General features: G+C 61.3%; 16 protein-coding genes and 1 pseudogene. 6 read left to right on the top strand and 11 right to left on the bottom strand.

Features of this window, described 5'->3' with window-relative positions:
• Window positions 1-190 precede the first annotated feature (190 nt).
• The 9 genes from IE243_RS19905 to IE243_RS19865 all read right to left on the bottom strand — a co-directional run bounded on the left by IE243_RS19905 (window position 191) and on the right by IE243_RS19865 (window position 10,856).
• Complete coding sequence (locus IE243_RS19905; protein WP_191321089.1) at window positions 191-913, bottom strand: M48 family metallopeptidase; 723 nt, start codon at window positions 911-913, stop codon at window positions 191-193.
• 8 nt (window positions 914-921) lie between these two features.
• Entirely contained in the window at window positions 922-4,125 is a 3,204-nt protein-coding gene (locus IE243_RS19900; protein ID WP_191321088.1) for a type I restriction endonuclease subunit R, read from the bottom strand.
• Window positions 4,122-5,198 (bottom strand): serine/threonine-protein kinase, encoded by a 1,077-nt coding sequence (locus IE243_RS19895; RefSeq protein WP_191321087.1) that lies wholly within the window; start codon window positions 5,196-5,198, stop codon window positions 4,122-4,124. Before IE243_RS19895 ends, IE243_RS19900 begins: the two co-directional genes overlap by 4 nt.
• Complete coding sequence (locus tag IE243_RS19890) at window positions 5,195-5,656, bottom strand: hypothetical protein (RefSeq protein WP_191321086.1); 462 nt, start codon at window positions 5,654-5,656, stop codon at window positions 5,195-5,197. Before IE243_RS19890 ends, IE243_RS19895 begins: the two co-directional genes overlap by 4 nt.
• Complete coding sequence (locus IE243_RS19885) at window positions 5,653-6,864, bottom strand: restriction endonuclease subunit S (protein WP_191321085.1); 1,212 nt, start codon at window positions 6,862-6,864, stop codon at window positions 5,653-5,655. The genes IE243_RS19890 and IE243_RS19885 overlap by 4 nt, the downstream gene beginning before the upstream one ends.
• 8 nt (window positions 6,865-6,872) lie before the next feature.
• A complete protein-coding gene (locus tag IE243_RS19880) occupies window positions 6,873-7,835 on the bottom strand; it encodes a GIY-YIG nuclease family protein (RefSeq protein ID WP_191321084.1) in 963 nt (320 codons plus the stop codon).
• 37 nt (window positions 7,836-7,872) lie between these two features.
• Window positions 7,873-9,441, bottom strand: a complete 1,569-nt coding sequence (locus tag IE243_RS19875; protein ID WP_191321083.1) for a type I restriction-modification system subunit M — start codon at window positions 9,439-9,441, stop codon at window positions 7,873-7,875.
• An 8-nt stretch (window positions 9,442-9,449) separates the two neighbouring features.
• Window positions 9,450-10,025, bottom strand: coding sequence for a restriction endonuclease subunit S (locus tag IE243_RS19870; protein WP_191321082.1), 576 nt, complete (start codon window positions 10,023-10,025; stop codon window positions 9,450-9,452).
• Between the two features lie 237 nt (window positions 10,026-10,262).
• Window positions 10,263-10,856, bottom strand: coding sequence for a DUF6088 family protein (locus tag IE243_RS19865; RefSeq protein WP_191321081.1), 594 nt, complete (start codon window positions 10,854-10,856; stop codon window positions 10,263-10,265).
• Between the two features lie 508 nt (window positions 10,857-11,364).
• Between IE243_RS19865 and IE243_RS19860 the strand changes: the two genes are divergently transcribed.
• The 4 genes from IE243_RS19860 to IE243_RS19845 all read left to right on the top strand — a co-directional run bounded on the left by IE243_RS19860 (window position 11,365) and on the right by IE243_RS19845 (window position 15,986).
• Window positions 11,365-13,458 (top strand): ParB/RepB/Spo0J family partition protein, encoded by a 2,094-nt coding sequence (locus IE243_RS19860; RefSeq protein ID WP_191321080.1) that lies wholly within the window; start codon window positions 11,365-11,367, stop codon window positions 13,456-13,458.
• A 202-nt stretch (window positions 13,459-13,660) separates the two neighbouring features.
• Entirely contained in the window at window positions 13,661-14,620 is a 960-nt protein-coding gene (gene trbG / locus IE243_RS19855) for a P-type conjugative transfer protein TrbG (protein WP_191321079.1), read from the top strand.
• Window positions 14,617-15,762, top strand: coding sequence for a TraB/TrbI/VirB10 family type IV secretion system protein (locus IE243_RS19850; protein ID WP_191321078.1), 1,146 nt, complete (start codon window positions 14,617-14,619; stop codon window positions 15,760-15,762). Before trbG ends, IE243_RS19850 begins: the two co-directional genes overlap by 4 nt.
• 2 nt (window positions 15,763-15,764) lie before the next feature.
• The gene (locus tag IE243_RS19845; RefSeq protein ID WP_191321077.1) at window positions 15,765-15,986 is read left to right on the top strand and encodes a DUF2274 domain-containing protein; all 222 of its coding nucleotides are present in this window, start codon (window positions 15,765-15,767) and stop codon (window positions 15,984-15,986) included.
• Between the two features lie 148 nt (window positions 15,987-16,134).
• On the opposite strand, the gene IE243_RS19840 is transcribed toward IE243_RS19845, so the two are convergent.
• Entirely contained in the window at window positions 16,135-17,259 is a 1,125-nt protein-coding gene (locus IE243_RS19840) for a Fic family protein (RefSeq protein WP_191321076.1), read from the bottom strand.
• A 289-nt stretch (window positions 17,260-17,548) separates the two neighbouring features.
• Between IE243_RS19840 and IE243_RS19835 the strand changes: the two are divergent.
• Window positions 17,549-17,822 (top strand): annotated as a pseudogene (locus IE243_RS19835) (helix-turn-helix transcriptional regulator).
• Here the strand turns inward: IE243_RS19835 and IE243_RS19830 are convergent.
• Complete coding sequence (locus IE243_RS19830) at window positions 17,812-19,068, bottom strand: tyrosine-type recombinase/integrase (RefSeq protein WP_191321075.1); 1,257 nt, start codon at window positions 19,066-19,068, stop codon at window positions 17,812-17,814. The pseudogene IE243_RS19835 and the gene IE243_RS19830 overlap by 11 nt on opposite strands.
• 252 nt (window positions 19,069-19,320) lie before the next feature.
• Between IE243_RS19830 and IE243_RS19825 the strand changes: the two genes are divergently transcribed.
• Window positions 19,321-19,803, top strand: a complete 483-nt coding sequence (locus tag IE243_RS19825) for a hypothetical protein (RefSeq protein WP_191321074.1) — start codon at window positions 19,321-19,323, stop codon at window positions 19,801-19,803.
• Window positions 19,804-20,023: the final 220 nt, after the last annotated feature.

The following is a 20,023-nucleotide window of genomic DNA, read 5'->3' as shown; positions in this document are numbered from 1 at the left end:
TGCTGCCATGGGCCTACGCCTCGGACCCAATCAAGGCCGTGGCCTGAGAACAGCGGTTACCGAGAACTATAACTCCGAATTATCTAATCGACCGGAGGAACTTGAGGGTGCAGTGTGCAGTACTCTCGGAGAGAGATGGATATACATTGCCAATCTACTGGCAGAGTGAAGGCAGTGCTCGCGCAGCCAGCTATCGAAGCGTTGCCTCCAGCGCTTCTTTTCGCTCCTCCCAATCCGGCATCACCGTTTTGAGCAACTCGCGCCATCCATCACCATGATCGGGGTAGAACGCATGCGCCAGCTCATGACAGATCACGTAATCGATCAGCCGTGGGCTCGCTCTCACCAAGTCAATATTTAGTACGACACGTCCACTTGGCGTATAGCAGCCCCATCTCTTCGCCATCGGACGAATGACGAGTGAAGGCCGCCTCAATCCTCTACGAACAAACGGCTTCAAAACGATGTCGAACCGTTGCCGGAACACCTCACGGGCTATCAGACGATAAAACGCCTGAAGGAGACGCCTGCAATGTGGTGAGTCGTCCGGGGTTCTGGCCGCTATCACCATACGGCCGCCATCGATCCGCACATGAGGGTCGCCTGATTCCTCGACCGAAAGCCGATACTGCCGACCAAGCAGAAGATGGGTCTCACCCGAAATGTACCGACGTTCCGGCGTAACCTTGGGTCTTTGGGCAATGGTATCGATCTGAGCGAATATCCATGCGCCTTTCCGGTGCGCCCTGTTTCGAATCTCTTCAATACCCTCGCCAACCGGGGCAAAGACAGTCACCTCTCCCGTCGGGCGAACATTGATGCGCAGCGCCCGCCTCACCGTGCGGATCAACTCCGCAGTGACCCTGCGCTCTCCCCAACATATCTCGATTTGCTCAGCTGTCGGCAAGGCCATGGCCATCCTCACTGAGCCAGCCGCACGCGTGCCGAAGCCAGAACATCGTCGACGATACCATCAAGAACACTGGGGTCGATCAGAACGCTCCGTTCTCCCCGCAGCTCCTCGAAAAAGAAATCGTCGATATCGTTTCGAATGGAGTTCTCCACATCGCGGTCATACTGCCAGCCAACTTTGCGCCGACGCTGGATGATCTGACTGATCTGCAGAGCAATATCGGCAGCCAAGTCTGGGTCATTGATGCCGGCTTTATCCAGGTTGCGCTTGGTCAATCCCCAGAACGCCTGGGAATGGCTGTCATCCCGAAGGCAGACTGGTATCGGATCGGCTTCGTCCTGCCGCGTGAGCACCTTGTCCCGCAACACCTTGATTTTCGAGAGATAGGTCAGATCGCTAATCCGCCCTTTGTGGAAGTCTGCGATTGTGTCGCGCACAAGTTTTGAGAATTTCTCGAAGAAGATTGGATCTTCATCCCACTTCTCTTCGATCGATCGGGTCAATTGGTGGGCGATCGTATCCGCTACCGAAGCGTCGCTTTCGGTCTTTTCCTGCCGCCGTTCTTCAATCGCTATGTCGTCGAATATATTCAACGGCTCGACCAACGTTACGACATCGCGTGCGATGACGTGGCGGTCCAGTAACTGACGAATGCGCTTCTCGTAGTCACGCCAATCGACACGCTCGGCATAACGAAGCGTGACTGCGGCACGCAGAGAGACGAACCGCCCGAGATCATCTTTCCAGCGCTTCAGAAGTTCCGGCTTAGTCGTCTCGATAAAGGCCGGAGAGGCAAGCGCCACCGTGAAAGCCTGCGAAAACGCCGATAGGCGCTCATAGAACTCGACTCTGATCTCCTCATCCGCCAGAAGACGAGCATAGGCCTCGGCATCGAAGCTGTTCGAAACGGATTTGAACACGTCAAGCAGAGCAGCGTGGGCGCCCGGCACCTTGTTCGCCTCTTCCCGAATAGCCAGGACACTGCTCGCGATGTCGTCCGGACTGAAGCCCTGCAATGCATCGTAGCTCGCAAGCGCATCTCCGAGGTCTTTCAGGACGCCCGTGTAGTCGATGATGAAGCCAAAGGGTTTTTCCGGCGCCCCCTCCTCGTCGAACACGCGATTGACGCGGGCGATGGCCTGCAAGAGTCCATGTTCCCGCAGTCGGCGGGCCACATAGAGCACCGTGTTACGCGGCGCGTCGAAGCCCGTCAAAAGCTTGTCGACGACAATGATGATGTCGGGATCGCCGGGGCCTTTGAACTGCTCAACGATGGTTCTGTTATAGGCTTCTTCGCCCCCATATCGCTCCATCATCTTGCGCCAGAAGGTGCGCACGAGATCGTCGTCAGCCTCGTCGACCTCGTCTTCGCTCTCGCGCATCTCCGGCGCAGAGATCACGACTTGCGTAGTGACGACACCGAACTCATCGAAGAGCTTCTTGAGCTGGATGGCGGCCCGCTTCGAAGGTGCCGCAAGCTGTCCCTTTAGCCCCGTCCCCTTGAAGTTGGCGGAGAAATGCTGGCCGACATCGAAGGCGATCGATTGAAGTCTGGAATCCACGCCCTCGATCTCACGGGCACGGCTCATCTTGCGCTTCAGATCGGCGCGTTGGTCGTCGGAAAGACCGCGCGTATGGGCCTCGAACCAACGGTCGATCTGCGCGTCATCAACATCGGTGACAACTTCCCGCCCTTCATAGAGGAGCGGGACGACGGCCTTGTCATCAACGGCATCTCGCATCGAGTAGGCAGGTTGAACCAGCTCGCCAAACTTGGCGAACGTGCTCTTTTCCTTTTTGGCGATCGGCGTGCCTGTGAAGGCGATGAAGCAGGCATTCGGCAGCACCTCGCGCATACGAGCGTGCAGGCTGTCGAGATTGCCGTACTGGCTACGATGGCTCTCGTCGACCAGCACGAAGATGTCGGCCGACGTGTCGACGATTCGCCGCTTGTTGAGCCCCGCACGGAACTTGTGAATGAGCGTGGTGACGACCGGGGTCTTGTCTTCGATCAGAGATAGCAGGTTCTCGCCCGTCGCCGCCCGCTTCGGCTCCTGGCCGGTGGCGCGGAATGTCTTGGTAATCTGGTCGTCAAGATCGGTGCGATCCGTGACAATGACGATGCGCGCCGACGCGTGCGCCATCACGATGGACTTCGCCAGCATCACCATCGTCAGGCTTTTGCCCGACCCTTGCGTGTGCCACACGACACCACCTTGACGGCGGCCTGCGGTGTCACGCTCCTCGATGCGCTTCAGCAACGTCTCGATGGTGGCCACCTGCTGGTAACGCGCCACCTTCTTGTGGGGACCGTCGAACAACATGTAGCGCCGTACCAAGCGCATGAACCGCTCCGGCCGGCAGAGGCCCACGATCGTTTCATCCAAGGGCGTGACGAACCGGTGCTCCTCCATGAGCCCGTCATGACGCTTCATGTGGGGCGCGAAATCGAGGGCCACGCGCTTGCCCTCGACGGTGTCGAGCGGCCGATTGACCACGTCCACCGCGAAGCCGGACGGGTCTTCGCGTTCCTTCCACACGCTCCAAAGCTTGCGCGGCGTTCCAACGGTGCCGTAGCGAGGATCGTAGCTGTTGGCCGACAGCAGCAGTTGGGCGGAATAGAACAGCGCCGGCACACCTTCGCCAGCCTTCTGATTGCGGATTTGCTGGCTGACGCCCTGGTCGGCGGAAACGTGTGAGGCCTTGACCTCGATCATCCCCAACGGAATGCCATTCACGAAAAGAACGAGATCGACACGGATGGTCGGCCCGCCTGCTTCGCTGACGGTATACTCGCTCGTCACCTGGAAGGTGTTGGCGCGCCAGTCGGTCCAGTCGATGAACTTGAAGGGCCATTCGCGCGACGTGGCGCCGATGGATTGCGGCAACGCGATGCCGAGCAGCAGGTCGTCGGTCATCCGCTCGTTGGCGCGCACGACGCCTTCCGGGATGCGTTCGGCGAGCCGACGAACCGCAGCATCGATATTCGCTTCGGAGAATGGATAGGCCCGCCCGTCGACATGAATGCGATTGATCCGCGCCAGATCATCCCGGAGCTGAGTTTCGAGGAACGGCAGCGTTCGCCGCCCGTCGCGCCATTGATCGGCCTCGGCTCGGGTCACATAGCGCCAGCCGCAGTTGATCAGCGTGTGCAGCGCCTGAAGCTGGGCTCCGCCGGCTTCGGAGACAGGGAATTCCGGGGAATGGTTCATAGTTTCCCCTCAACAACAGCCTTCAAGAACGCGACTTCAAGCTTGCCCGCTTCGGCGTTCGTCATCCCCTTTTTAGTAAACTGAGAAACCCTAGTTTCGCGCCCGGATTGCTTATTCGTCTTGATAGCCTCGAAGGCCGCATTCGGTCCGGCTGCCAGATGGCGTTCAAAACGAAATATGTGCCGAGTGTCGGAGCCGACGAGGCATCCAATGCCGTCGACAGTCCAATGTCCGGCAAAGGACAGTTTCTCAAGCGCCCGCCGCATTTCCAGCGCCGACTGGAAGCGCTTGGCAGGATCTGGATCGATGGCCGTCAGGACCGCGCGACACACGGAATTGGGGATGAAGGGCGGGAAGTCTCGACGCGAGATGAGAGAACCGCCGGCGAGAGCGGCTTCGTAATCCTTACGACCGAGCGAGTTGTACTTCGCCTCCAGCGATCCAAGTCCAGCCAACAGCCGGAACATGGTAAGGCCCGCCTGGAAAATATCGGTTCGAGCTTCGATGCCATTGCCTGCAGCAGTTTCAGGCGCCGCATGAAGCACATACCAACTGGACGGCATCACAGGCGCACCCGTGGGCGAAATCCCCACAATTCCGTAGTCGGCCAATTTGGCCTCGCCCTGCGGGCCACGTAGGATGTTTTGCGGCTTCACGTCGTTGTGGAAGAAGTTGTTCAGATGAAGGTGCTCCAGCCCCTGGAGCACGTCGATCATCGAGCGAATCGCGATCGGCAGAGGCAGAAAGCCAGCCGGGTTGGCCAGGGTTGTGATCGATCCACCCGGAAGATAGTCCATTGCGATCACGACCTTGCCGTCGGTCGCAACATCGGCCTGGTGAACGCGCACAAGATTGTTGTGCGTGAAGGCGTGGCCGACCTGCGCCTCCCGTAGTCGCTGGTCGATTCCGATACCGGCGTTCAAGATCTTGATGGCATACTCGTGGTTGACGGCCTGATCCTGCGCCAGCCACACCTCGCCAAATGACCCCCGCCCAATCGGTCGCGCCAACCGATACTTGTTGTAGAAGGTCGTGCCGTTCGTGATAGGCATCGGAGCAGGAGCTAAGCTCATGGATTGGTCGCCCCCCACCAAGCGGCGATGATGGCGTCCGCCATTTTGCCGTCCCAATACTTCGTCGTTTGACCGACCCGCGCGATGGCATGGTCCTTCACCTGCGCACTTCGGGTCGATAGTGAGGCATAGATCTTCGACACCACCGGCTTGTTGTGCTGGCCGCAGTACAAGAGCAAGGCGGCCTCCTGATAAGACGCGACCCGCTTTGCGTTATTGTCCCCTTGCGTGAACTCCCCCTTCTTGATGATCACTCGGTCAATGTCGGGGTGGATGTGGAAGATTCGCTCAAATTCGCGAAAGAGCCAGGTCACTTGCGCTGCTTCGTTGGTGCAGTCCGCCGGAAAACGAAGACGGCTTTCGCCATCCGCGTTGAGAAGCGCGGGCGGGGTCCCAGAGCTATCCACGATGGCATAGCGCGGCGTACTCGGATCGCTTCTGAAACCCAAAATCTTCATTCGAACTTCTCCCCCAACCGCCATTCACCCGTGAGCAATTTTTGCATTAGGCCGCGTTTTTGGGTGCGAAAAAGCTCGGCACGCGCGGACAAGTCTTCGATCATGAGATCTTCGGCATCGAGTACAGCCGCAATCCTTTCCTGCACGTCGAGAGAAGGCAGGAAGATTTCAGCCTGTTCGATGGCGTCGAGTGTCAAGCCGAAACGCACAACACCATTCGCCAAACGACTGAACTGCCAACGGATCGAGGGATGGCGCATCGCTTGAGCGATGAACGGCCCATGGCCAACCTCGTCCCGCGGGCGGGCAATCGCGAGGTGATAGCCACAGACGAGATCGTCGATGTCTTCGGCGATCAGAGCGGGCTGAGCGATTTCTTCGGACGTTTCAGAGTCTTTTGTGAAGACGACATCATGCTTGCGCAGGCTGTTACTTACGATTTGACTCGGGGAAGCCGTCGCGCGCATAAAATCCAATTTCGACGTGATCCGAGAGTTATGAAAAACGTCCATGTAGTTGCACAGCCGGACGGCTGCCTCGCCCACGCGCGCCTTTTTATCCACTCCGCTGAACCAGACATCCGCTGCTTCCAACAGGGGGCGTTTAGGCAGATTGCCAAACAATTTCTGCACCCACGCGGTCTTTCGCCGCCGCTTAGCCAAAATCAGCCGTTCGGTCTGTTCCAGGGCCTGATCCCAGGCATCGAGCACAGACGCGATGCGCCGTTGCTCTGAGCGCGGAGGAACCGGTATTCGATACTCCCGAATATCGGTCGGGCTGATGTGGGGAACCGCAGTAGCTGTCTGAGCTTGTTTTACATACGATTCAAAATCAAACGACCGAACAAGATGCCGGAGATACGCCTGACTGAATCCCGCTTTAGACCTAACCCTGGCAACTCTTTGCACCAAAAGAGATGGAGTATCTTGTTCACCAATAGGCGCCACCTTCAGGCCGGCTTCAATCCAAGTTCGATCCATTGCAATAACGAGATCGCCGACCTCAAGCTCAAATCGAGCGAAGTGCTTTAGATTTTCCAAAGGCCAGCGCTTAGCGTCCTTCCAACGAATACCTCCTTGAACAACATTGTCACCGCGCAGGAGACGTATTGCACTGCAGTTTGTGGAGTATTCTTCACTTCTAAACGGAAAACCTGTGAGAAGATCCGCTTGGTCGCCAAGTGAGCTCCATGACCAGTCCTTCGGCAAACATATATTCACGCTCCGCCCCCTTCGCCGATCCGGCGCTTGCGCCAGTCGCCATAGCTCTGACCTGTCATTTCGAGCTTCCAGGTCCTTGGGCCGCTGTCGGAGTACCCCCCGATCATCGAGGAGGCTGCGGAAGGGCTTCCGAAGCTCACGTCTTGTGTGAACTGCAGAAGATCAGGATCGGCGTCGGGGGTTAGGGCGCCACTTTCCTGGAGAGCTTGGCGCAGGCTGCGAAGCGGGTACGATAACGACTCCTGAAAATCGCGATAAGCCGTTGATCCTGCAAACACAACAAACTCACCTGCTCGCTCCACGGCTTTCGCACGAGCCTTCTTAATAGTTGCAATGAAGGTTGGGCCTTCGCCGGATTCAAAAGGCGAGATTCCAAGTTGGGGGCCGGTGCTCTTCTCGACTCCGGCCGAATGAATTTTTGCTGGCGTCCCTCCCAATGCGGATTGATCTCCCGCCTCTTGACCCGCCGGACGCAGCACATCGAACCCCAGCACTGGCAGCAGGATCTCGATCTCGTCGAGCACCCGTTCCATGTCGGCGATTTCCGGCTCCGGCAGCCCCTTGAACGGCGGCTCGGTGCCGTTGACTAGCTTGGCGCGGCCCGCATTGCGGATAGCGGAGATGATCCGACTTTCCAGATATCGGCCATGGGCCTTGGTCAGGTTCTCGTCCTTGGAGACGACCAAGACCGCCCGCGTGAAAAACTCCTTCGACTCGTCGCCGTCATGTGCGGCCAGGCGGGACTTCACCTGATCGCCCTCGCCGACGTAGACGAGCTGCCGTCCCGGCAAATCCGGGTCCGGTCCGACGAGAAGATAGATGCCGGTGCGGGAAGCCTCTTCCCGCCGGATCAGATCAGGCAGCGCCGTGCGGGAGGCGACGGCGGCGCGCACCGAGGAGATGCCGAGTTCGGCCGTGATGACGCCGGACGGCGAGCCATCGACCAGATAGAGCTTCAAGGTGCGCCCGCGCCGGGAGGCCGCGCGAGAAGGAGCGTCAGACATTGATGCCAAGCTCCTTCAGGTAGGCGTTCATCTTCTTGCGCGTCTCGGCGAGCTGGCCTTCGAGGTCGCGGATTTCGTCCTGCACCGCCTGGAGATCTACTTCGGGCTCAGGTTCGAAGGTGTCGACGTAACGCGGGATGTTGAGATTGAAGCCATTGGCCTCGATTTCCTCGAACGTCGCCTTGTGCGAGTAGCGCTCGATCTCGGCACGGCTGCGATAGGTCTCGATGATCGTCTTCACGTTGTCGTCGGTCAGCCGGTTCTGCTTCTTGCCCGGCTCAAAATCGCGGCTGGCGTCAATGAACAGAATGCTTCTCTCGTGCGAGCGCAGTCCGTCCGTTTCGCGCGATTTGTCGAACACCATGATGCAGACGGGAATGCCGGTCGTCGGAAAGAGCTGCGCCGGCAGTCCGATCACAGCATCGAGCAGATTGTCCCGGATCAGCTTCTCGCGGATTTTGCCTTCGGCGCCGGAGCGGAAAAGGACCCCGTGCGGAGCGATGACCGCCATGCGACCGACCGTCGGCCGCGTGATCGCCAACATGTGCAGGATGAAGGCGTAATCGCCGCGGCTCTTGGGCGGCATGTGCGGGGTGAAGCGCTTGTAGGGGTCGGGAAGCGCGTTCCCTTCCGAATCCGTATTGCCCCACCATTTGTCGAGACTGAACGGCGGATTGGCGACCACCACATCGAACCGCATCAGATGATCGCTTTCGATCAGCGTCGGCGAGTTGAGCGTGTCGCACCAGTCGATGCGCGCGCTGTCCTGGGCATGCAGAAGCATGTTGAGCCGGGCGAGTGAACGCGTGCTGCCGTTCGACTCCTGGCCGAACAGCTGGAAATTGCCGTCAGGCACCTCCTCGCCAGCGCGCAGCAGCAGCGAGCCCGAGCCGCAGGCCGGATCGCAAATCCGGTCGCCGGACTTCGGATTGGCGAGTTTGGCGACAACCTCCGACACCTTGCGCGGCGTGAAGAACTCACCCGCCTTCTTGCCCGCATCGGACGCGAAACGCTCGATCAGGAAGATGTAGGCATCGCCGAGGATATCTTCGGACGTCTCGGACAGGTCGAGACCCGGTTTGGCGAAATCCTCCAGCAACATCTTCAGCCGCCGATTACGGTCCTTGGTCTGTCCCAGGTTCGTTTCGGAGTTGAAGTCAATTGCACGGAAGAGACCGCCGAGTTTTCCTTCGTTGGCCTTTTCGATCGCGTCCAAGACGATGTTGATCAGTTCGCCAATGTTGTCGCGCCCGCGACGTTCATGGAGGCTGTAGAAATCACCGAGAAAGCTCTCCTCGACCTCGTTGGTCTTGCTGTTCTTCAGCTCCACGGTCGGCAGCTTGAAGCGCTCACGATCCAGGCGGCGCTGGATGCGGAGTTCATCGCCACCGAATTCGCGGCGGAACTCTTCAACGTGCTTGCGGCGCACATCGCTGATGTATTTCAGGAAGAGCGCGGAAAGCACATAGTCCTTGTACTGCGTGGCATCGACAGCGCCGCGGAAGGTGTCGCAGGCGCGCCAAACGGCCGAAAGAATGTCTTCTTGCTGAAGGGTGGGCATGACGTCTCCTATGAATTTTTGATCGCGGCGGCCGCGCGGAAGGCGCGCGCAAGGGCCTCACGACCAAGAAGGGAATTGAGGTTGGCGAGGCGTTGCAGAAGAGCGGCTTCGTCGTGAAAGGACCGCGCCAGTTCCGCAATCAATCTCTGCGTGGGCATCGGCGGGAGAGGAACGACAAGCCTATCGAGAGCTTCCTTGGGAAGCCGGGCGAGTCCAGTGCCCTGCTTATTGCCGGAGAACGCTGCCTGCGTCGCGGGAAGATCGAGAAAGGCTGCCAAATAACCGGGATCGACCTTCGACGGGTCGGGACGGACCAGATAGAGATCCAGGGAAATGAAGGCGCCGAGCCACGAGTGAGCGGCCTGACAAACATCAGTGGCGGAACCGCGCGCTGCGACGATCAGGTCGCCTTCCTCTATTGGCAATGCCCTGGCAACGGCGGGCAGATCACCGGTCGCGAGGTTGGGCGGACGGAAGCATTTGAAATCGGACAAGTCGGATAGACGCACAAAACGCGCTCCGCCACCGCCCTCCTGAACGGCCACACCAGAATACACATTCGAAATATCTCTAAGTTCGAGCATAGCTCAAACTAGGAAACCTTCCGTCGTACGTCAATCGAAATTAGAGGCGATCTCAAATTTTCTTTTTGCTGAAATGCCCCACTCATTGAATCCGGCGGGCAGCTCATGGCACTTTGAAAGCAAAGGGTGAGCCTGAACACCTAATACTCGGTGAGTAGTGCCGCATCCGGTTGCCCTACCGGTCTTTAGCGACTTCGCAGGTACACATCAGCCCGATCCTGGTAATCGAAGGCCAGATCAGCCGTAAGCGATCTTCCCCAAGGCCTGAGCAAGCCATGTCGGAAGCTGCGGCGCGGCGGCAACCAGTTCGCCGAACACGCAAGATGGCATTCTCCTCTTTAGCGTGGTCAGCGCGGCTTCCGCCTTTTCCGGGCCGAGCCAAGCCAGCGCCCGCACGGCCTCCCCTGCCGGTCGATTGGCCAAGACCAGTTGCCAGCGCGGGGCGTGCCGCAATTCCACGACCTGTTTGCCCAATTGCATTTTCCGGCTACGCCCGGACGTAAGATAGACCAAGCGGACGGGCACCTGCGTCGTCAGGCCGAGGGCGTTCGCCGCGACAGCGCCATTCGAGACGATGATCTCGCCCTTTTGGGTCGCAAGCGCCTCGACAGCTTGCTCCACCGACGGAGCACGGGTGCCCAACCGGCTGGCAATGGGACGTATATAAACGCCACGACCTGCACGGATGAGTTGCCCGCGTTCGGTCAAACGCGACAAAGCCTGATCCACAGCGGCGCGATTTCCAAGGTGGAGCAAACCCTTGGCAGATACGGGGGAGCCTTCGGGCAATCCCGTCGCATACGTCAGAATCTGTTCGGCCAACCGTGTCATTCTCAATTTCCTGTCAGAAAGATACACACTTTTCTGACAGCATTCAAGGAAAGCTATGTTGAAGGTGAGTGAGATCCCATAGGGGAAAGCCTTCCCCTGCGACCGAACCAACGTCTCGGTCGACCCCTTCTGCTGGGTTTCCCCGCAACGCCCCTCTCTTGGCGAGAACACGGCGATCAGGACACTGCTGGTTCACGCCTTCTGGGTTTCGATATCCTAATCCGCTCCTTGCGCCCGGTCGCCGCTCTGCTTTGGCCGGGCCGGTTGCTTGGGGGCTCTGCCCCCTGGCGCGGCGCAAGGGATCGCTGGCGCTCGACCAGGACGGTCTCCCCAGCCTTCCGCGCGGATGCGTGTTTCTCACTCTCGCCAACAGCTTCGATCCGCTTGTGCAGGCCGGGTGATCCCCCTCCGTCCCGGTCGCCCTTGCACCTTACACCCCCCGGTCTCGCCGACGGGCAGGGTTGCAGCGCAGCGCTGCGCTCCAACCCAAGCCCATAGGAGAAAGACCATGACCACGACCGCCAACACCGTCCCGACCGTCGAACACGGCAGGACCGTTTTCATCCCGCTCAACAAGCTCAAGAAGCATCCGAAGAATGCCCGCAAGACCCCCCACAGTGAGGCGTCTATCGAGGCGAAGGCGGCGAGCATCGCCGCCAAGGGCATCCTGCAAAATCTGGTGGTGGAGCCGGAAACCAACGCCGGAGGCGAGCCGACCGGCTTCTATCTCGTCAGCATCGGGGAAGGCCGCAGGCAGGCGCAGATGCTGCGCGTGAAGCGCAAGGAAATCAAGAAGACCGAACCCATCCGCTGCGTCATCGACACGGCGAACGACGCCGCCGAAATCAGCCTTGACGAGAACGTGACGCGCGAGGACCTGCACCCCGCCGACCAGTTCGAGCGCTTCCGCGAGCTTTCCGAGGATCGCGGATGGGGCGCGGAGGAAATCGCCGCCCGGTTCGGCGTGACCGCCCATGTCGTCAAGCAGCGGATGCGTCTCGGCGCTATCAGCCCGAAGCTGTTGCAGGTCTATCGCGACGGCGATCTGACTTTGGATCAGTTGATGGCCTTCGCCATCACCGACGATCACGCGCGGCAGGAACACGTCTATGAGAACCTGTCCTATAACCGCGATCCGTCCATCATCCGGCGCAACCTGACCAAGATGAACGTGCCCGCGACGGATCGCTGCGCGGTCTTCGTCGGCGCGCAAGCCTATGCCGAGGCGGGCGGCAACATCATCCGCGACCTGTTCACCGAGGATCGCGGCGGTTTCTTTGAAGACCCGGCCTTGCTGGACCGGCTTGCCGTCGAGAAGCTGGAGGGGATCGCCGCCGAGGTGCGGGAGGCCGAGGGCTGGAAGTGGGCCGCCGCCTATCTCGACTTCCCCCACGCCCACGGGCTGCGCCGCGCCTATCGGCATCCGGTGGAGCTTTTTGAGGCCGATGCCATTGCTTACGACGCGGCGCAGGACGAGCTTGAGCATCTGAACGCGGAATGGGAGGACGCCGATGTCGACCTCCCGGCCGAGGTGGATGCGCGGCTTGCCGAGCTTGAAGCCGAAATCGAGCGGATCGACGCCAAGCGACACGCCTTCGATCCCGACGACATCTTGCGCGGCGGCGTGTTCGTCGTCGTCGCCCATGACGGCGATGTGCGGATCGAGCGCGGTTTCATCCGCGCCGAGGACGAGGCCCCGGAGCCGGAACCGGAGAAAGCCGAGGGCGGCGAAACCGTCATCGACGGGGTGCGCGTCAATGGTGATGGCGAAATCCTCGACGGAGACGGAGAAGACGGCGAAGGCGACGAGCTTCCCGAACCAGAGCCGGAAGAAGAAGCCGGGGATGCGGGCAAGCCGCTGCCCGACTCTCTCATCCGCGACCTGACCGCGCATCGCACCCTTGGCTTGCGCCTCGCCCTTGGGCAGCAGCCGGACATGGCGTTGATCGCCGTGGTCCATGCGCTCGCCGCGCAGACCTACTATCGCGGTGGCAGCACGGCCCATTGCCTCGATATCAGCCCGACGAGCAATTACCTCGCCGCCCACGCGGACGGCATCGAGGACACGGCGGCGGCGAAGATGCTGAACGACCGCCATGCCGGTTGGGCGGCGGACATGCCGCGCGACGTGGCCGACCTCTGGGGCTTTGTTGCCGGTCTGGACCATGCGAGCCTCATGGCCTTGCTGGCGCATTGCGCCTCGCTGACCGTCAATGCGGTGAAGCTGCCGTGGGACACCAGCAAGCGCCGCGCCCATGAGACGGCGGACAAGCTGGCGACGGCGGTGACGCTCGACATGGCGGCGCACTGGACGCCGACCGTGCGCAGCTATTTCGGACGCGTCACCAAGGCCCATATCCTCGCCGCCGTGCGCGAAGCCCTGGGCGACGAGGCAGCGGAGCAGATCGTGGACAAGAAGAAGACGGAGATGGCCGAAGCCGCCGAGCAGCTTCTGGCCGGGACCGGCTGGCTTCCGCCCGCGCTGCGCACCGCGCGTCCCGCATGGTTCGACCAGCAGGCCGAGACAGTCGCCCTCGATACCGCCGAACCCGCCCCCACGCAGGAAGCCCATGATGACCATTTCGCCATCGCGGCGGAATGAGGAAGGCAGGCCGGGGCGCGCAAGCGGCCCCGGCTTTCTTCCCGCCCGAAAAATCGCGGGCCGCGCAGTCGCGCGGCCCGATCACCTCGACTGTTGCCACGGTGGCAATCATCGTGAAGGAAGAGAACCATGTTTGCTGTGATGCTCATGAGCGTCTCGGCTGTCGCCGGGCTTTGCGTTCTGGCCTATACGCTCGCCGTCTATGAACCGCGCAATCCGCAAACCCGCAATCGCGGCTGCGATGCTCTCGGCGACCATGCTCGCCGGCTGCGCCTCCACCAAGCCGCCGCAGATCAGCTATGACAACAGCATCCCGCCGCTGCCGGCCATTCCCGCCGCCGTGACGGACGAGCGGCTGAAGCCGCTGCATGTTCCTCCGGCCTGGACCGTAGCGCGTGGCGGCCAGACCGCCAGCACCGCGACCGGCCGCGTCGAGAACGCCAATGCCGCCGCCCGCGTCCAGCCGCGCCGCGAAGGCTACTTCAACGCCATTCAGGTCTATCCGTGGTCGGAAGGCGCGCTCTATCAGGTCTATGCCGCTCCCGGCCAGATCACCAACATCGCGCTCGAACCCGGCGAGAGCCTGACTGGCGCAGGACCGATCGCGGCCGGTGACACCGCCCGCTGGATCATCGGCGACACCGAGTCCGGCTCCGGCGTCGCCCGCCGCGTCCATGTGCTGGTGAAGCCGACGCGCGCCGACATTACCACGAACCTCGTCATCACCACCGACCGGCGCACCTATATGGTCGAGCTGCGCTCCGGCGAGAAGCCCTACATGCCCGCTGTCGCCTGGGCCTATCCGCAGCCGGCGGGCGGCGGGCGTCAGGCCACACCGGCAACGCCGGTCATCCCGGCCTTGGCCGCCCGCAACTATCGCTATGGCCTGACAGGCAGCAGCAATCCGCCCTGGAAGCCCATCGCTGTCTATGACGACGGACGCCGTGTCTATGTCGAATTCCCGCGCGGCATCGTCCAAGGCGAAATGCCGCCGATCTTCGTCATCGGCCCCGAGGGCGAGGCACAGATCGCCAATACCCGCATCTATCAACACATCCTGATCGTCGATCGCCTGTTCGGCGCGGCCGAGCTGCGCCTTGGCGCGGGCGACCGCCAGCAGACCGTCAGGATCGTCCGTACCGATGGGAGGCCGCAGTCATGACCGATGCCGATTCCAATGCCGCTCCCATGCGCCTGCGCGCAGAAGCACCGCGAGTCACGCGCCTGTCACGCAAGATGCTCGCCAGCGTCGCGGCCGTCGCCTTGGTCGGCATCGGTGGGGCGCTGATCTACGCGCTTCAGACGCGTGGTCCTGGCGATGGCGGCGAGGAGCTTTATTCTACCGCCAACCGCCAGCCGGCCGATGGTCTTGCCGGCCTGCCTCGCGACTATACCGGCCCCATCCTTGGGCCAGCGCTGCCCGGCGATCTCGGCGGCCCGATCCTCAGCGCACAGAATGCCGGGCAGCCCGTCGTGCCGCCTGTTGTTTCGACGCCGGGCGTCGACGAGGCCGAGCAGCGCCGCCGCGCCGAGGAGGAAGCGGCCCGCACCAGCACCGTCTTCTTCCAGTCGCGGCAGGGATCGACGGCCGCAGCGACGCCTGGTGCCACGCCCGGCCCTGCGGGATTTGACCCCGGCAGCGCCGCGGCAGGGCAGCCGACCGCCCAGGACCGGCAGCTTGCGTTCCTCAACGCCGCAGCCGACCGGCGCACCGTGACGCCCGATCGCGTGACGCCGCCGGCATCGCCCTTCGTGCTTCAGGCCGGGGCGGCCATCTCGGCCGCGCTCATCACCGGCATCCGCTCCGATCTCCCCGGCCAGATCACCGCGCAGGTCACGGAGAATATCTACGACAGTCCCACGGGCACCATCCTGCTCGTGCCGCAGGGAACGCGCCTCATCGGTCAGTATGACAACAGCGTCCAGTTCGGCCAGCGCCGCGTGCTGCTCGTCTGGAACCGCCTCATCATGCCGAACGGCCGCTCCATCGTTCTCGAGCGCCAGCCTGGCGCGGACACGCAGGGCTACGCCGGCTTGGAAGATGGCGTCGACTACCACTGGTGGGATCTCGCCAAGGCCGCCGCGCTATCGACGCTGCTCGGCGTTGGCGCGGAACTCGCCACCGACGACAATGACCGCCTGATCCGCGCCATCCGCGACGGCGCGCAGGATACGGTCAATCAGGCCGGTCAGCAGATCGTCCAGCGCCAGTTGCAGGTCGCACCGCCCCTCACCATCCGGCCCGGCTTCCCGGTCCGTGTCATCGTCACCAAGGATTTGGTGCTCGAACCTTATAGGAGCTGACCATGACCAAGCTGAAACTCGGCCCTATCGCCGACGACAAGCCCGTGAAGGTGACGGTGGAGCTGCCGGCGGCGCTCCATCGCGATCTCACCGATTACGGACGCCTGCTCGCCGAAGGCGGTGCGCCCATCGAACCCGCTAAGTTGATAGTGCCGATGCTTGAACGCTTCATCGCCACCGATCGCGGTTTCGCCAAGGCCCGCCGCGTGCCCGCCAAGGCGTAACGCAGAAAAGCGATATGTTACAGATCCTCGGAGATAACCAACAACTACCGAGAGTTTGTAACAGGCCCATGGAAGCTCGCCATCTGGCCCTATCTGGGCGCTGACATGACTAAGGCAGCCTTTAGTCGCGCCCACGTCCGCCTGGACGTCAGCTCCCGATTTCCACATCACCGGGGGCGGCCGCAAGCGAATAGCTCGTGCTGCGCCCGCCGCCCTGGTCTTTCGTCAGGATGCCCCGCTGAACAAGATCGTTGATGTCGCGCAGCGCCGTGTCGGACGACGCCTTCGTGATCGTTGCCCATTTGGCATTGGTCAGCTTGCCCTCGAAGCCATCCAGCAGGCGGTTGATGACCTTGCGCTGGCGCTCGTTCAGCTTCTGCTCCGCTATCGCCTCCCAGAACCGCGCCTTGCGGAGGACGCTGGCAAGGATGACCTCGGCTCCATCGAAGGCGCGATCGAGGCAGTCGATGAACCACAGCAGCCAGGGCGTGATGTCGAGGTCGCCTTTTTGCGTCGCCTCCAGCATGTCGTAATAGGCTTTCCGCTCGGTGCGGATTTGCGCCGACATACTATAAAAGCGCTGGGCGGTTCCCTCCGCACGCGCCAGCGCGAGGTCGGCAATAGCGCGCGCTATGCGCCCGTTGCCGTCATCGAACGGGTGAATGGTGACGAACCACAGATGCGCGATCCCCGCCTTGAGGACGGGATCAGGGGTCGCCGTCTCGAACCAGTCCAGAAAGCGGGACATCTCCTCATCCAGCCGCTTCGATTCCGGGGCTTCATAATGAACGCGCTCGCGCCCGACCGGCCCCGACACGACTTGCATCGGGCCGGCTTCGGGGGTGCGCCACGCGCCCACGGTGATACGGCTCATGCCGCTGCGTCCCGTGGGGAACAGCGCTGCGTGCCAGCCGAACAGCCGCTCCGCGGTCAATGGCTGATTATAGTTTTGCGTGGCGTCGAGCATCATTTCCACGACGCCTTCGACATGGCGATCGGCGGCGACCAAACCGCCAATATCCATGCCGAGGCGTCGAGCGATCGAGGAACGGACCTGTTCCCGGTCAAGCACCTCACCTTCGATCTCGCTGGACTTCAGAACGTCTTCGGTCAGCGCATGGAGGACGGCTTCCTCGCGAAGCGGGAAGCCAAGCGCCTCCATGCGGCCGATCAGCCGCCCCTGTCGATGACGCACAGCCGCAAGGCGCTGGGCGAGCTTCTCATCGCTCCAGCGCAGCTCCGGCCAGTCCGTCAAATTATGGATATACTTCATAATCACCGCATCTTTCGCGGCGAATATCGCCGCTATTCACCGCAAAGTGCAAGAATAATCACCGCACGATATGCGGCGATTAGCGCCCCTAATCACCGCACCCTTCTGCGAAGCCGATTGCTGGGGTGCCGTGAGCGAGCGAACGCGAATGCGGCACGCTACCGGCGGCCGATCCTTCGTCATGGTTCGCCAGACGCCGGGATGCAGCCAAGTCGCTGCCCCGGCCACATTGAAGGAGGTCTGGCATGAACACATAGAATGGCGGGATCGCAGACGGTGAGGCTGGACGATGAGCCAGACACCACCCCCTCTCGGCAAACGCACCATACGCAGGCACCAGCTTCGCGAGATCGTTCCCTTGGCCGATACGACCATCTACGACATGGAGCAGCGCGGCGAGTTTCCGCAGCGCTTCTACCTGACCTCTCGAACCGTCGTGTGGGATCTCGGCGAAAGTGGAGGCTTGGCTTGAAGAACGCCGCCGGGCCTCCAAGGCGAAGACGGCCAAGCGTGCGCCGGTACCCGACGTCACGCTCAGGAAGACCCGTCCGGTCAAAGGCTAGGCTCCGGGGCCAGAAGGTCCATGGAGGCCGGATAGAGCGTGGGGGTGTATTTCTGGCCGCCGACCCATGCGTCGATCAGATTGCCCCATTCCTGCATCATGTGGCGGCGCTGGTGCTCATACTCGGCCTTGTTATAAACGCCGCGCGAAGAACGCCCGTCCTCGTGCGCCAGGCACTTCTCGATCCAGTCGCTGTTGAAGCCCAACTCGTTGAGCAGCGTCGAGCCCGTGCGGCGAAGATCATGCACGGTGAACGGCTCCAGCGGCAGGCCCGCTTTCTTGGCCTGCACCACGACCGCCGTGGTGACGCGGTTGAAGGTCGCGCGCGACATCGGCGCATCCGCGTCGTAGCGCGACGGCAGCAGATAGCGCGAATTGCCCGCACAGGTCTTGAGCGCGACGAGGATGTCGAGCGACTGTTCGCACAGATAGACATTGTGCGGCTTGGAACGCTTCATCCGCTCCTTCGGGATCGACCACACCGCATTCTCGAAATCGACCTCATCCCACACCGCGTCCTGCAACTCGCTCTTGCGGACCATCGTGAGCAGGATCAGCTTCAAGCCGAGCCGGATGGTCGGCAGCGTCGCCACATGCTCTAGCTGGCCGAGCATCACTCGAATTTCGGCGGGCGAGAGCGAGCGGTCCTTGGGAACGAACGTCGCGATCGACGCCGGCCCGACCTCTTCGGCGGGGTTCGGCACCTTCTCCCCGTGCAGCTTCGCAAAGGCGAAGACCAGTTTCACGATGTCACGGACATGGACCGCCGTGGCCGGCGCTCCCCGCTTCTTCACCTTGTCGCACATCGCCCGGAGATCTTCGGGCGTGATTTCCGTCAGCAGCCGATTGCGGAACGTCGGCAGGATGTCCCGCTCGTAGATCGAGCGGCGCATCGCGCGGGTGCTTTCGGCCATCCGGTGCTCTTGCAGCCAGCGTTCGCCGAACTCGCCAAAGCTCTTTGCTTCCTTGATGCGGCGCTTCTCGCGCTGCTTCTCCTGGGCGGGCGACCGCCCCTCCTGAATCGAGCGCTGCGCGTCGATCAGCTTTTCCCGCGCACGGGCCAGAGAGAGGCCCGCCGGCCCGTATCGGCCGAGGGTCAAGGTCTCGCGTCGACCGTACATACGGTAGTCATAACGGAACACGACGGCGCCCGACGGGTTCACGACGACATACATACCGTCACGGTCAGTGACCTTGTACAGTTTATTCTTTGGTTTCAATGCCTTGATTGCCGCATCGGTAAGCATCGGACCCTCCTGGATCGTTCAAAAAACGCCAGAGAGCCCCCAAAAATACCGTCAGGCCAAAATCGACCAATTCTGACGGCGAATTTTCCTTTATTCTCAATGGAATAAGGTCAAAAAAATACCGTCACAAGCTCTCTAAGCCATGACGGTATATGCAATTCTGCGATGTCACAAGACGCCCCATACCGTCAGCTCCGCCGTCGATCGCGAGGCTTGCCCGGCGATCGACGGCGAAAGATGTCGGAGAGAATTTTGTTTATTTTCAGCGTGTTATATGAGGTGGTCGGCGGTTATCGGCGGCGTTTGGATAGGCGCGAATTATTCCCCCCAAATCAACGATGCCTTTTACAAAAAAATGATTTGGGCAAAGCCAAATCAGGCAAAACCCCAATCAAGGATGCTGCGATGTCGCTCAACGCCACGATCACCAACGCCCTGGTCATCGCTCCCGCCGCCATCCCGCAGACGCCCACGACCGCCCTGGTTCCTCCTGCACCCGCTCCTCAGTGCATCGAGATGGTTCAGGTCGCAACCTTCACGTTCGACCACCTCGCTGACGCCAGCAAGGTCTACGTCAACACGCCCAAGGGTTACCGAGCCAAGCTGATGGTCGCCGAATGCACCATCCGCACCGAGGTTGAGATTGCCGAGACGCTCTCGAACGCCATTCGTGCAGTCGGCATCGAACTGAACGTCGAGCGCAGTTGGATGCCAACCGAAGAAGCCTGGGCATAAGCAACTGGTTGCCAGACAATCCGACGCAACAGCAAGCGACCTATATTTCCTGACGCCCGCGCCACAAGCGCGGGCTTTTTTTCCGACGTCCACAAACCCCAGTGAACCTAGCTCATCTTTTTCAAACAAATTTTTCGGAACCAAATTTGGGTTAACCCCGGAAAAAGAGCGCGTTGCGCAGGAGCATACGATGATCACTGACAACATCACCCTCGGCCGC

Origin of the sequence: Camelimonas fluminis (assembly GCF_014656355.1) — a bacterium.
Lineage (GTDB): Bacteria > Pseudomonadota > Alphaproteobacteria > Rhizobiales > Beijerinckiaceae > Camelimonas > Camelimonas fluminis.
This window is presented reverse-complemented; position numbering and strand designations above follow the sequence as displayed.